We start from the raw sequence: 12,418 nt of genomic DNA, 5'->3' as shown, positions 1-12,418 counted from the left end.
AATGAAAAAAAGACCGCAAGGAAGCGGTCATTCATATTTATGTTAAAATTTTTCTAATCGCCACCTCCAATAAGCCGGGAAGCGTTTCAAACGCATATCGTTCATCTAATCGCTCTGTCCATTTATGCGCATCTCGCCCAACAGGACCAATATTGAGGACCGGTACGTCAAATAACGCGAGGGCATCGAGAGGCAAAGAATACCCTTTATCCCACAATGGCATGTTATCGACCAAGGGACTCATTTGATCGACAGGAAACTGAAGCCCTACATAACTAAGATCAGAGATCCCTCCAAAGTAATTTTGCTTTACCCAGTTCAAGCCTTCCTGTTCTTTCACGAAGTCAATCATCTCCTCGACCACACGGTGAATCAACGGATGGTTTCTCGAGCTGACTGCAGGGTAAAAAGGAGGGGCGAAAAAAACAATAATCATCGGAGACAAGTCCTTGCATAGGATAGCTAATTCATCAACTAAAGCAATGGTAGCGTCCCGATCGTCTTTGCTTCCTCGATTGGCCGCCACACGGGAAACGATCTCATCAACTTTGGCTTGTCCAAACGTGTTGATCGCGTACTCCATCAGTTCTCCAAACGTTTTGACCTTAACTTGTATGGTTCCTGGCGTAGACTTTTCCAATTGGGCAAAATACTCAGCCTGCTGGGCATAAGCCTGTTCGATTTTCTGAGCTGCACTTTGAGCTGCTGTCTTCAAACGCGCCAACAATTCATCCATCGAACGTTCATATAAGAATAAATTAAACAACGTTACAGCTCGATGGGGAATTTGAACCGAGTACTCCTCCTTCAGGTCGGTTTGAATCAAATTCGTAGGAGGAGGGGTGACATCGCCTTCCACGACTTCACAAAAATCAGTATTCAGCTCTATTTCACACGTTACTTGGGAAGCCATCCAATTGGCGTTTAATCCAGATAAAGGCTCGCCGACATGTGTTTCTTTTCCATAGCATAAGAAGCCAGGCAGTACCTTTCCAATGGAGCCCGAATAAATATATTGGGTTCTATCACCAGGAAAGCGCGCAAACATCGGTTCCGAATTCAACACCACTTGATACTCCAACCCATGCTTCTCGGCCAACTCTAGGAGAACAGGGACAGCCGCTCTCATCCCCACAGAATTCACTTCTTCATCAGGAACGGAGAGAAGCAAAAGGTTGCCATCAAACTCTCCATCTGCAGCTTGTTCGAGTAAAGACATATGAAGAGCTAGACCGCATTTCATATCCATGGTCCCTCTTCCGAACAGCCACTGCCCTTCCTTCATATCCTCCTGAACTTCTTTGGGCATATCTAATTGGTGCTGATAAAAGGTCTTTGTTATTTGATTGGCGTCAAACGCAAGATCTCTCCATTGCCCATAGTCTTGAATATCGACCACGTCAAAATGACTGACTAAAATCACCGTTTTCTTCCCAGAGGATTTACCCCGAACTAAAGCGGTTACGAAATAGCGATCATCACCTGTAGGGTTTAATTGAACATCATTCTCGTTTTCTCTGAAGTACGGGAGTTGTTTCAATTGTTGAACCACATACTCAGCAACCTCTACTTCTGCCTTACTCCCGGTTACACTGGGATGTTTAACAAGATTAAGTAACAACTGCCTTTTCTGTTCTTTTGTGCGCCATAAGCTCATGTAAGCATCTCCTTCATTTATCCTGCAAACCGAATATATCAACTATTCCTCTCTACCACAAGAACATCTGCTCATTTTCTAGCAATGGTCTTCCCGTTTCCGAAGTCCTAGAATATTGTATTGTAACCACTAATAGATAGGTGATCCCGATGAATAAACGAGTGTTTGGCATCATGACAGACACCAGGATGGACTTCTCACGCTTTCAGAAGTTCGTCCCTATCGCTCTAAACGAAGGCTTTTCAGAGGTCGTGCTATTTACGCCAAACGATGTAGACTTAAAAAAACAACGGGTGTTAGGCTACGTCAACCGCGGCCAGAGCTGGAAAAAAGAGTCGTGCCCCTTCCCTTCAATCTCTCATGATGTTGGCTATTATACTAGTCAAGCTGCCTTACAGAGAGTAAAAAGAGTCAAAGCTCATCCTAAGCTTCCTTTTCTCGGCTATGGTTTAGGTAATAAATGGACCATCCAACAACAACTATCCAAGTTCCCCTCATTACTTCCCCATTTACTCCCCACTATACTCCTTTCCTCCTCCAGTAGTGTCTTAGACATGTTAAAGAAGCATCGTTCTGTTATGCTCAAGCCCGTAAATGGAAAAGGGGGGCGCGGCATTATCCGCCTTACTTTACAAGGAGATGGATCGATCGTGGAGGAAACGGGCAACCAAGCAAAGAATTATCGTTCTTCTAACTGGAAACTTCCATCCCAGGTGAAAAAAGGGCGATACCTTGTGCAGAAGTGGATCGATATTCGCGATCGAAAAGGCACCGTCTATGATATTCGTGTGCTGATGCAAAAAGACGGGTCGGGTAAGTGGACGTTAACAGGCATGGGAGTTAGGCAAGGAAGCCAAGGAAAGATTACCTCTAACCTGAGCGGAGGAGGCCACGCCTTTCCAGTTTACCCCTTTCTTAAAGAGCAGTTTTCAGCCCAGGCCGCTAATCAATTAGAACGTAAAATTCGCGAGATTTCCTATGCTATACCAGACTATCTGGAGAAAGCCTATAATAAGAGACTAGTGGACCTCGGATTAGATATTGCTGTCGACCGGGATATGAAGGTGTGGATTATTGAAGTAAATATCAAGCCTGGCAAAACCCTCTACAAAAAAATCTCGGATTTTGAAGCCGATCGAATGAGTTTGGTCAACCCGATCAAATATGCTCGTTACCTTTTAGATCAGAAAAAGTAAAAACCGGATCTCTCCGGTTTCTTTTTTTACATAAATGGAAACATCCGATCTGGGTAATTCGTACAGATCTCAATCTGAGGGTGAATCTTCATCACCCGTTCAATCTCTTCTTGCTTATTCACCGTCCAAGCCACAATCTGGTACCCTTTTCCGATCATTTCCTCAGCGAATGGCTTCGTAATAAAGGGATATTCCATGGAAAGAATGGTGGCTCCCGTATACTTCAATTGGTCTTCTAGTAACGTCGGCATTCCGCTTAGAATGAGACCTGTTTGAATGTTGGTGGAATGATCCCTTACCTCTCGTATCACCTGATGATCAAAGGAGGTAAGACACACTTCCTGCTCCATTTGATATTTTTGAACGAGCTCCACTACTTTTTTCTCTATTCCTTGATATAAGCCTCCTGCGGTCTTTAATTCCAGGTTTAAACGACACTTCCCTCTCGCAGCCTGCAGAACCTCTTCTAAGGTCGGTATTCTTTCTGTATTCTCCACTTTTAACTGAGTGAGTTCTAAATAGGGAGTTTGATAGACAAATCCAGTTCCATTCGTAGTACGATCTAGGGTAAAATCATGTATGATGATAGGTACGCCATCCTTAGAGACCTGCACATCCATTTCAATCGAATGAATTCGAGGCTCTTGAAAGGCTAATTGAAAAGCAGCCATCGTATTTTCTGGGGCTCTTGAAGACCAGCCGCGATGAGCCATACATCTATTCATGCTTTTTGTCCTCCTTTTAATGATTGTGACCTAAGGCCAGCGAAATGAGGGAAGGTCTAACATGAGAAAAAGTCTAGGTTTTCTTGTGATGATTTTCTGTCTGCTGCTTTATACCACTCTGTTAAAGAATATAGCTGATGAGCTCAGGTTATCCCGAGAATTTTCACAGCAGCTCCAAGAGTGGGTCAAGCCAGAAGGAATCACCTTAATCACGAATAGCTTTATCTATGATCAGAATGGATCCCTGTTCGAGGAAATCATTGGTGAGCAAAATCGACGATATCTCCCGTGGCAGGAGATTCCTTTTAACGTGATTCATGCTTTTATCGCTACAGAGGATCAGCACTTTTTTGACCATAAAGGTTTTGATGTTTCCGGGATTACTCGGTCTTTTATCGTGAACTTGCAAAAGGATGGGATGGAACAAGGCGGGAGCACGATCACCCAGCAGCTGATTCGCCATCTGTATTTAAGCCATGAAAAAACCGTAGACCGCAAACTTAAGGAGATTATCCTTGCCTACCAATTGGAAAACAAACTGACCAAGCAAGAAATTCTAGAACTCTATATTAATGCTGTGTTTTTTCATAACGGAGTTTATGGGATCGAGGCCGCTAGTCAATTTTATTTTGGGCGCCCTTCCCATCAGCTTACGGTGGGTGAAGCTGCGTTTTTATGCGCGATTCCTAACAACCCGTCCTATTATAACCCCCTACAGCATTATGAGAATACAATTCAGCGTCAAAAGTGGATCCTCAAAAAAATGCTGGAGATGCAGTTTATCACCTCTGAGCAATATGAAGCCGCCGTCGGGCAACCGATTCAACTTCAAGTCCGAAAGCCGATCCACGCCTATCATGATTACACTTCCTATGTGTATCATGAGTTTACAGAGCTCATCTCTATACAGGAAGGGTATAAAGCAAGGCTCCTTCAGCTAGCTGGACCTGAGAAAGAACAGCTGCAAAAAGAGCTTGAGCAGCGAGTTCAACAGCTTCTCCATGAAGATGGAGTCATGATTCATACCGCCTTACAGCCTTCTATTCAGGAGAGAGCCAAACAGGTGTTAATCAAGCATGTTCCCCAAGCCCAGATTGAAGGGGCCATTGCTGTCATCGACCATCAGAACCATCAAATTGTGGCACTCGTAGGGGGAAAGGAAGTCGAGCGATTCGGCTTTAACCGGGCTTTCCAAAGCTATCGCCAACCGGGCTCCACCATTAAGCCGTTGCTTGTTTATGCCCCCTATCTAGAAAAGAACCAGGTACCGATTTCTTCCTTGATCCGTGCAGACCCTCTATGTATCGGCAATTACTGCCCACAGAATTACGGAGGACGTCAGTACGGGAAGGTCTCAATTGAGATGGCGTTAAAATACTCCTTGAACACCGCGGCTGTACGCGTTTTTAGGGAGATGGGACCTGAAACTGGATTTTCTTTTTTACAATCGTTTAACTTTGCCAAAGTAACCTCCAAAGACCATCGATTGCCGGCTGCTCTTGGCGGGTTTACCCATGGAATGTCGCCGCTTGAGCTGACCAATGCCTATACTACCTTTGCCCATCAAGGGCAGTATCTCCCTGCTCGTGCCATTACGAAGGTAACGGATCGCATGGGAAACCTCCTTTATGAATGGAAACAACAGCCCGTGACCGTTTGGAGCCCTTCCACCAATGAAAAAATGCGCGACATGCTGTCCAAAATAGTAAAAGAAGGCACCGCAAGGACGGTCGACTTCCCTAGCTCTTACCTTGGTGGAAAAACAGGCACAACGGATCAGGTGAAAGATCTCTGGTTCATTGGATTAACCCCTCGGTATACGGCCGGAATCTGGTTAGGAAGTGACCGTCCCACCAGCCTAGCCCGGGTAGAAAGAAACCAACCGCATCTTCGTGCTTGGAAGGAGCTTATGCAATCCCTAGACCCCTAGGCTACGCATAAATCCGTTATAGAGCTTAAGTCCGGCATAAAAGACGGTCGTGAAGAAAACCAACCAAAAGAAACCATGCATGAATAGGAGCCCTGCTTTTCCCATCCAGGTGAACTGGTCTTTGAGATGATATAAAATAAAGGAAAACACAATGAGATTTCCCAACAGATAAAGAAAGACCAGAATGGCAAACGATTGAACAAAGAAAACGGCTAGCACACTATGAATGAGGAAATAAAGTCCACCCGAATGGCGTGGAACGACAGGATGCCGATCCCCCTTAGAGAAAAAATAGAGGGAGAGCTCCAGCATCATATCAGAGATCAGCTTCATCGCCGAGAAGACCATAAAGTACAACAAAAATAAAACAAACCAGAGGGTTAATTTAATATGGCTCTCTGAGAAAACATCCATAAAGCTCTGATAGATGCCAAATTGATTTAATTTCTGCAGGATATATAATTCCGTATGAATAGAAAAGGCTGTACTAAATAGTAGAATAGAAAAAAAGGAAAGATAATGGGTAAAATAATAGATTCGTTTCACTTGTGGTTCGTCACGACCTAACATTGAAGGGTTATTCTTTTCTACTATACAAAGAAGCATCGCTTGTGTTCAAGGTGCAAACAAAAAACCGGGCCTCTATCTAGAAGAGATCCGGTTTTTCTATTACTCCTGTTTCATTTCAATATCGTCTTGGATATATAATTGGCAGCAGAGACGGTAGCCTTCTTGCAGCTTATCATTCAACATTTTTTCTTCCTTCCAATTCGGAGGGGCTAAATGCTCGGCTCCATCCAGAATTTGAACCTTACACTTGGTGCACTTCCCCATTCCACAGCCGTATTTTAAATGAGGAAATTTACGGATTCCTGCCAGAACCACCAAGTTGCTGTTTTCTTTTACTTCTTGCTCGTAGACCTCGCCATTTCCATAATGTAACTTCACCTGTGGCATACCTTCATCCTCCCTTTTCACTCTATATTGTAAACCTTTTTTCTATGTTTTAACTGTGTAAATACTAAAAATATTCTTGGTATACAATATACAATATCCAACAAGATAAATCAACACCGTTTTTTGGTAGCGTCTATTTGCCTTTTTTGGAGAACACTATCTCTACAAAGAGATCACACAGGGAGTGAAAGCCTTATGGATTTTTTTTCAACTCAATTCTTATCTGCTCTCGTCGCCATCATCATTATTGACTTGGTGTTAGCAGGCGACAACGCCATCGTAATTGGTATGGCTGCTCGAAATTTGCCTAAAGAAAATCAGAGGAAGGTCATTATCTGGGGAACAGCTGGTGCTATTGTGATCCGAGCTTTGGCCACCTTGGCCGTCGTATGGCTGCTGCGCATACCAGGCCTTCTGTTTGCCGGGGGACTTCTCCTCATATGGATCGCTTACAAGCTTCTTACCGAGGAAAAGGATCATGGAGAAGTTAAAGCCACCGCTAGCATAGGAGCCGCCATTCGAACCATTATCATCGCGGATACTGTGATGGGACTAGATAATGTCCTAGCTGTTGCAGGTGCTGCTCATGGAAGCTTCCTGCTCGTTGTATTAGGTTTAATTATCAGCGTACCTATCATGGTTTGGGGAAGTACCATGATTTTGAAATTGATTGATCGTTACCCCGCTATTATCTATATTGGAGCGGGTGTTCTTGCCTTGACCGCCGCCAAGATGATCGTTAAAGAACCCTTTGTCGCCGAAACGTTCTTAGGCACAAACCCCTTTTTCAAATGGGGCTTCACCCTTTTGGTTATCTTAGGAGTACTAGGCGTAGCTCGGATGAAAAAACGACAAAACGCTATGAAGCCTGCCGCATAAAAAAGAGACTAGCTTCGGCTAGTCTTTTTTATGGTGTAAGGCTTACGGAGCCATTTCCAGAATAAAAAGAGAAGACTAAAATAACTAAGCATAAAGAATGCAGAATAGATCGGAAGCCATCCTTTTTTAGCTGAGTATAAGTCAATCCAAAAAAGGACTCGAACGTAAACATACATAAGTACAGACCAAGACAATATATAGATCCACACCTTTATTTTGGGGAGGTATTGAATAAATAGATACGTCACCACAGGCCATATAGTAAGATCCGCACTCATGGGCAACCATAAAACGGAGTTCAATGTTCCATGGATATGCCACAACTCCAACCAATCAATTAGGATGTAATGATCTAGAAACCGAAGATAAACTCCTGTAAAGACGATAGGTAAGAGCTCTCTAAAGCGTTTAAGATCCGCTAATTTAAAGAAAATAAGAAGAGCCATCAGCTCAAAGAAAAATAACACCACCATGATATCCCGCCAAATAGTCATTTTATATTTAGTAATATACCCAAATATAAGGAGATTTCTCATGTACTTTATCCTGATATTTTTTCTTTCTTGGATATGGTTTTACAAAAAAGCGGATAAATCAAGGATACAGGAGCTTTACGGTGTGGTAGTATATACGTGTCTGCTTGCCATTTGGACTGATTTGATTATGGTTCACTACCAGCTGTGGTCGTATCATGGACTGCCTCAATCGGATTATTCCATTCCCTTACTTCTGGGATTTGGCATTTACCCTGTTGTCGCTTATCTTTTCATTCAAGGTGCTCCTCTACATTGGCTAGGGGTGATGAAACGAACCTTGGTTTGGACTTTTTTCTCTGTTATCTTTGAATGGGTTACCCTCATTACTGGGCATATCGAGCACCATAAATGGTGGAATTTGGGGCTCTCTTTAGGGGCGGATATCTTGATCTTCCTCTCGATTTGGGCTGTTTATCTGTATTATCGTCCAGCCTATGTCGCTAAAGCCTGAAATAAACACAAGGAGCGTTCTATTCTATGTTCATATCCATTACGGCTTATAACAATGACCAAAAGGCATTCCAGGTTCCTTGTGAACCGGATCGTTTAATTCTTGATGTTGTCAACGAGCACTACTCAGATCCTAAACGAGAAGGAATTCCATTTATCTGTAAAAAGGGAGTGTGCCGAAGCTGCGTGGTTCACGTGCTCGAAGGTGCTGAACAGTTGGTTCCACCTTCTCCATTAGAGCAACGCGCCCTCCAAGTGGGGAAAACGACCATCGCTCTTGGCTATCGACTGGCATGTATGACAAGGTTTAAAAAGGAATAGGCTGCCTACATTCACAGGCAGCCTCTCAACTTTATTTTAAGCTTACAAAGGTTTCTATATCTTTTTCGATGAGCTTCAGAGAGTTTCTCCAAAATTCCACAGAGCCCACATCCACACCCATAATCGACGCTACGCTGCGAATATCCATTTTCCCTGTGACGGATAATAAGTGGTCATATTCTGGAACGAACGCTTCTCCTCTCTTCAAGTACTCTGCGTACAGCCCTTTAGCAAACAGTAATCCAAAGGCATACGGGAAGTTGTAAAAATTATAATTGGCATAGTAGTAATGCGGCTTGCACACCCACATATAAGGATGTAAGAACTCCGGATCCAATCCTTCGCCATACGCTTCTTTTTGGCTTTGAAGCATGATGTCTTTCAATTCCTTTACCGATAACGAACTAGTTTCCCTTCTTCTAAAGAGCTCACTCTCGAACAAATATCGGCTATAGATATCTACGATCACTTGCCCTGCGTCGGTTAGTTCATTTTCTAAAATGACAAAAGCCTCTTCTTTGGTCGCCTTCTTTAATGCAGCATTCTTAATAATCGTTTCGCAGAAGATTGAAGCGGTCTCGGCAATGGGCATCGGATAATCGCTGTTTAAGTAGCTTTCTTCATTCAAGCAAGCCCCATGATAACCATGGCCGAGCTCATGGGCTAAGGTCGTTACATCGCTAAAGCTGCCTGTAAAATTAGTTAAGACCCTGCTTTCTTTGATAGCGTGAAGATTGGAACAAAAGGCTCCCCCACGTTTCCCTTCTCTCGGCTCGGCATCGATCCATTGCGCCTCAAACGCGTGATTCGCATAGTCCCCTAGCTTATCACTGAAAGTCCGGAAATGCCCTACAATAAAATCTCTTGCCTGCTCATAGGTAAACGTCATGTCCACCTCACCCATGGGAGCAAACAGATCATAAAAGGGAAGGCCGTGAGGATGGCCTAATAGCTCAGCTTTCTTGCGGAAAAAACGATGAAAAGCAGGCAAGCTTTCTCTCATGGCGGTGAGCATGGCATCCAGTGTTTCCTGATTCATTCGGGAGTCCATCAAGGTTTTCTCCAATGGAGAAGTATAACCGCGCAGCTTGGACTCCATGATCACTTCGCCCTTTACTCCATTCAAGGAAGCCGCTGAAGAATCCTGGATTTTCTCGTAGGCGCCCAATTCAGCTTCATAAGCTTTCCTTCGGATTTGAGGATCGGCTTCATAAGCCATATTCCGGACCACGGACAAAGGAAGCTGCTTCTTCTCTCCATCGACCACGATATCGACTAGTAACGTTGAAGTGAGAAGTTCTTGAAGCTTCGACCAAGCATTTGAGCCCGTATTTTTCATCTTAGCCATTAAGACTTCTTCTTTTTCGCTTAGAAGATACTGATTTTGCTTGACGGCTTCTTCAAGATAGAATTGATGTTCCGCGAGCTTCGGGCTTTGGTCAAAATAAGGCGACAGATCTCCTTGTGTCCCCAGCCATTTTTGAAACATGACCGTAGGTTCGACTAGTTCTGTCACTTTTTCTTCCAGTCTCTCCGACATCTGCATGGCTTTTTCATTCTTAGCGTTTACACTGAGATTTAATTCGGAGAAGCTGTGCAGCCGACTGTAAAGTGTATAGCAAGCATTTATTTTGGATAGGTAGGCCTCAATTACTTTTATAGGATCGTTCTTATCATGTAACTCATGCTGAGCCCAGCTCTTCAACTCCTCCATTTGCAAAAAGCAGGCTTCTAAATCATGATTGAACTGTTCGGATTCAAAGGAAGGGTATAAAGCATCAAGAGACCAATGCAAATTCATGGACTTCCCTACTTTCAGCGAATTTTAACTTATTCCTATATATTACCATAAATATAGCTGCTAGTCCCTTCGGATGGTATGATATAAAAAGAACATTGAACTATGGGAGAGTGAAACATGTTAAAGAAACGAGTGGTGATCACAGGTGTTGGCTGTATAACCCCTCTTGGGTTAGATGTCGAGACGACCTGGAATCAACTCTTAGCTGGAAAGAGTGGAATTGGCCGTCTAACGAGAAGAGACGCCTCTAAATTTCCTGTTAAAGTAGCAGGGGAAGTGAAGAACTTTGACATTAGCTTATTTATTGATGCCAAAGAAGGAAGAAGAATGGATCGCTTCACGCAATTCGCCGTCGCCTCATCCCTTATGGCGGTACAAGATGCCCAGTTGACGATCAACGAAAACAATGCCAATCGTGTAGGCGTATGGATTGGTTCGGGTAATGGTGGAATGGAAAGCTATGAAGAGCAGTTTCGAAACTTCGAAGCGAAAGGATATAAGAGGGTCAGTCCTTTTTTTGTCCCAATGATGATCCCGGATATGGCCGCGGGTCATGTCTCTATTGTTCTGGGCGCTAAAGGTATCAATGCTTGTACTGTAACGGCTTGCGCCTCCGGGGCAAACTCAATTGGGGATGCGTTCAAGGTCATCCAAAGAGGAGACGCGGATGTGATGATTACCGGGGGAAGTGAAGCGCCTATTACCGATATGGCCTTAGCCGGGTTTAGCTCCATGAAGGCCCTCTCGTTTAACGAAGATCCCCAAACGGCCAGCCGACCGTTTGATAAGGATCGAGATGGGTTTGTGATGGGCGAGGGCTGCGGTATCCTGATCTTAGAGGAATTAGAGCATGCCCTTTCTCGTGGAGCTCGCATCTATGCAGAAATCGTGGGATACGGCGCTACAGGGGATGCCCATCACATGACCACGCCGGCTCCTGATGGAGAAGGTGGAGCTCGGGCGATGCAGCTAGCCTTGCAAGACGGCTCACTTCGTCCTGAGGAAGTCGATTATATCAACGCACATGGGACAAGCACTCCCTATAATGACAAATATGAGACCGCTGCAATTAAAACCGTCTTCGGCCCTCATGCTTCTAAGCTGGCTATAAGCTCTACGAAATCCATGACGGGCCATCTGCTGGGAGCAGCAGGCGCGATTGAAGCCATTTTCTCAGTTAAGGCGATCACAGAAGGCGCCCTGCCTCCAACGATCAACTACCAAACGCCAGATGAAGAATGTGATCTGGATTATATCCCGAATCAATCCCGTACCGCTGCTGTTGACGTGGTGTTAAGCAATTCTCTTGGCTTTGGCGGTCATAATGTGACGCTAGCGTTTAAGAGATATCAGAAGTAGCGAGATCTCGGGTTTGAGCAGCTCTTCTACAAAGTAGACTTAAATCCTAAAAAACTTGAGCCAGGCGGTACCTCATCTGAGCAATCCGCCAGGTTCAGGGCACGATTCGCAGGCTTGCGGTACCTCATCCAGGCAATCCGCCAGGTTCAGGGCACGATTCGCGGGCTTGCGGTACCTCATCCAGGCAATCCGCCAGGTTCAGGGCACGATTCGCGGGCTTGCGGTACCTCATCCAGGCAATTCACTTGGTTCAGGGCACGAACCGCGAGCTTGCGGTACCTCATCCAGGCAATTCACTAGGTTCAGGGCACGATTTGCGGGCTTGCGGTACCTCATCTGAGCAATCCGCCAGGTTCAGGGCACGATTCGCGGGCTTGCGGTACCTCATCCGAGCAATCCACTAGGTTCAGGGCACGATTCGCAGGCTTGCGGTACCTCATCCAGGCAATTCACTAGGTTCAGGGCATGAATCGTGCGCTTGCGTTACCTCAGGTGTTTCACCTATTTAGAACCATTACCGCTTTGGAAGCAACTTACTGGGTTTCGTGATCAAAAGGCCTGTTTTATTTGGAATTGTACCAAGCACGTGAGCAAACGCACATTAATC

The 12,418-nt window shown here is 44.7% G+C and carries 12 protein-coding genes; 6 read left to right on the top strand and 6 right to left on the bottom strand.

Annotation, left to right across the window (positions count from 1 at the left end):
* Positions 1-37: 37 nt before the first annotated feature.
* Positions 38-1,657 (bottom strand): M20/M25/M40 family metallo-hydrolase, encoded by a 1,620-nt coding sequence (locus EIZ58_RS18750; protein WP_134702398.1) that lies wholly within the window; start codon positions 1,655-1,657, stop codon positions 38-40.
* A gap of 149 nt (positions 1,658-1,806) precedes the next feature.
* On the opposite strand from EIZ58_RS18750, the gene EIZ58_RS18745 reads away from it, so the two are divergent.
* Complete coding sequence (locus EIZ58_RS18745; RefSeq protein WP_134702397.1) at positions 1,807-2,853, top strand: YheC/YheD family endospore coat-associated protein; 1,047 nt, start codon at positions 1,807-1,809, stop codon at positions 2,851-2,853.
* A gap of 26 nt (positions 2,854-2,879) precedes the next feature.
* On the opposite strand, the gene EIZ58_RS18740 is transcribed toward EIZ58_RS18745, so the two are convergent.
* Positions 2,880-3,578, bottom strand: coding sequence for a glycerophosphodiester phosphodiesterase (locus EIZ58_RS18740; RefSeq protein ID WP_134702396.1), 699 nt, complete (start codon positions 3,576-3,578; stop codon positions 2,880-2,882).
* Positions 3,579-3,639: 61 nt separating this feature from the next.
* Here EIZ58_RS18740 and EIZ58_RS18735 point away from each other — a divergent pair, with 61 nt between their 5' ends.
* Positions 3,640-5,508 (top strand): transglycosylase domain-containing protein, encoded by a 1,869-nt coding sequence (locus tag EIZ58_RS18735; protein WP_134702395.1) that lies wholly within the window; start codon positions 3,640-3,642, stop codon positions 5,506-5,508.
* Here the strand turns inward: EIZ58_RS18735 and EIZ58_RS18730 are convergent.
* Together EIZ58_RS18730 and EIZ58_RS18725 are read right to left on the bottom strand one after the other, a co-directional pair.
* On the bottom strand, positions 5,497-6,078 hold the full coding sequence (locus EIZ58_RS18730; protein WP_134702394.1) for a DUF5366 family protein: 582 nt from the start codon (positions 6,076-6,078) through the stop codon (positions 5,497-5,499). The two genes, EIZ58_RS18735 and EIZ58_RS18730, sit on opposite strands and share 12 nt — an antisense overlap.
* A gap of 99 nt (positions 6,079-6,177) precedes the next feature.
* Complete coding sequence (locus EIZ58_RS18725) at positions 6,178-6,465, bottom strand: 2Fe-2S iron-sulfur cluster-binding protein (protein WP_134702393.1); 288 nt, start codon at positions 6,463-6,465, stop codon at positions 6,178-6,180.
* A gap of 195 nt (positions 6,466-6,660) precedes the next feature.
* On the opposite strand from EIZ58_RS18725, the gene EIZ58_RS18720 reads away from it, so the two are divergent.
* Positions 6,661-7,344 (top strand): TerC family protein, encoded by a 684-nt coding sequence (locus EIZ58_RS18720; RefSeq protein WP_134702392.1) that lies wholly within the window; start codon positions 6,661-6,663, stop codon positions 7,342-7,344.
* An 8-nt stretch (positions 7,345-7,352) separates the two neighbouring features.
* Here EIZ58_RS18720 and EIZ58_RS18715 read toward each other — a convergent pair whose 3' ends face one another.
* Positions 7,353-7,838: a hypothetical protein gene (locus tag EIZ58_RS18715; protein ID WP_167577792.1), complete on the bottom strand. Its 486-nt coding sequence runs from the start codon at positions 7,836-7,838 to the stop codon at positions 7,353-7,355.
* Between EIZ58_RS18715 and EIZ58_RS18710 the strand changes: the two genes are divergently transcribed.
* A complete protein-coding gene (locus EIZ58_RS18710; RefSeq protein ID WP_370297722.1) occupies positions 7,816-8,331 on the top strand; it encodes a CBO0543 family protein in 516 nt (171 codons plus the stop codon). The genes EIZ58_RS18715 and EIZ58_RS18710 overlap by 23 nt on opposite strands.
* Positions 8,332-8,357: 26 nt before the next feature.
* Positions 8,358-8,651 carry a 2Fe-2S iron-sulfur cluster binding domain-containing protein gene (locus tag EIZ58_RS18705; RefSeq protein ID WP_134702389.1) on the top strand — a complete coding sequence of 98 codons (294 nt, stop codon included), beginning with the start codon at positions 8,358-8,360 and terminating at the stop codon, positions 8,649-8,651.
* A 31-nt stretch (positions 8,652-8,682) separates the two neighbouring features.
* Here the strand turns inward: EIZ58_RS18705 and EIZ58_RS18700 are convergent, their stop codons facing one another.
* Positions 8,683-10,452 carry a M3 family oligoendopeptidase gene (locus EIZ58_RS18700; RefSeq protein ID WP_134702388.1) on the bottom strand — a complete coding sequence of 590 codons (1,770 nt, stop codon included), beginning with the start codon at positions 10,450-10,452 and terminating at the stop codon, positions 8,683-8,685.
* A 117-nt stretch (positions 10,453-10,569) separates the two neighbouring features.
* On the opposite strand from EIZ58_RS18700, the gene fabF reads away from it, so the two are divergent.
* The gene (gene fabF, locus EIZ58_RS18695) at positions 10,570-11,811 is read left to right on the top strand and encodes a beta-ketoacyl-ACP synthase II (RefSeq protein WP_134702387.1); all 1,242 of its coding nucleotides are present in this window, start codon (positions 10,570-10,572) and stop codon (positions 11,809-11,811) included.
* Positions 11,812-12,418: the final 607 nt, after the last annotated feature.

This window comes from Ammoniphilus sp. YIM 78166 (genome assembly GCF_004522215.1).
Lineage (GTDB): Bacteria > Bacillota > Bacilli > Aneurinibacillales > RAOX-1 > YIM-78166.
Note: the sequence above shows the minus strand (reverse complement) of the source record. Positions and strands in the feature narration are given on the sequence as shown.

Bases quoted from the DNA above. Each gene is read 5' to 3' on its own strand.
- EIZ58_RS18750 (WP_134702398.1), bottom strand. From the start codon at position 1,657: ATGAGCTTATGGCGCACAAAAGAACAGAAAAGGCAGTTGTTACTTAAT.
- EIZ58_RS18745 (WP_134702397.1), top strand. From the start codon at position 1,807: ATGAATAAACGAGTGTTTGGCATCATGACAGACACCAGGATGGACTTC.
- EIZ58_RS18740 (WP_134702396.1), bottom strand. From the start codon at position 3,578: ATGAATAGATGTATGGCTCATCGCGGCTGGTCTTCAAGAGCCCCAGAA.
- EIZ58_RS18735 (WP_134702395.1), top strand. From the start codon at position 3,640: ATGAGAAAAAGTCTAGGTTTTCTTGTGATGATTTTCTGTCTGCTGCTT.
- EIZ58_RS18730 (WP_134702394.1), bottom strand. From the start codon at position 6,078: ATGTTAGGTCGTGACGAACCACAAGTGAAACGAATCTATTATTTTACC.
- EIZ58_RS18725 (WP_134702393.1), bottom strand. From the start codon at position 6,465: ATGCCACAGGTGAAGTTACATTATGGAAATGGCGAGGTCTACGAGCAA.
- EIZ58_RS18720 (WP_134702392.1), top strand. From the start codon at position 6,661: ATGGATTTTTTTTCAACTCAATTCTTATCTGCTCTCGTCGCCATCATC.
- EIZ58_RS18710 (WP_370297722.1), top strand. From the start codon at position 7,816: ATGATATCCCGCCAAATAGTCATTTTATATTTAGTAATATACCCAAAT.
- EIZ58_RS18715 (WP_167577792.1), bottom strand. From the start codon at position 7,838: ATGACTATTTGGCGGGATATCATGGTGGTGTTATTTTTCTTTGAGCTG.
- EIZ58_RS18705 (WP_134702389.1), top strand. From the start codon at position 8,358: ATGTTCATATCCATTACGGCTTATAACAATGACCAAAAGGCATTCCAG.
- EIZ58_RS18700 (WP_134702388.1), bottom strand. From the start codon at position 10,452: ATGAATTTGCATTGGTCTCTTGATGCTTTATACCCTTCCTTTGAATCC.
- fabF (WP_134702387.1), top strand. From the start codon at position 10,570: ATGTTAAAGAAACGAGTGGTGATCACAGGTGTTGGCTGTATAACCCCT.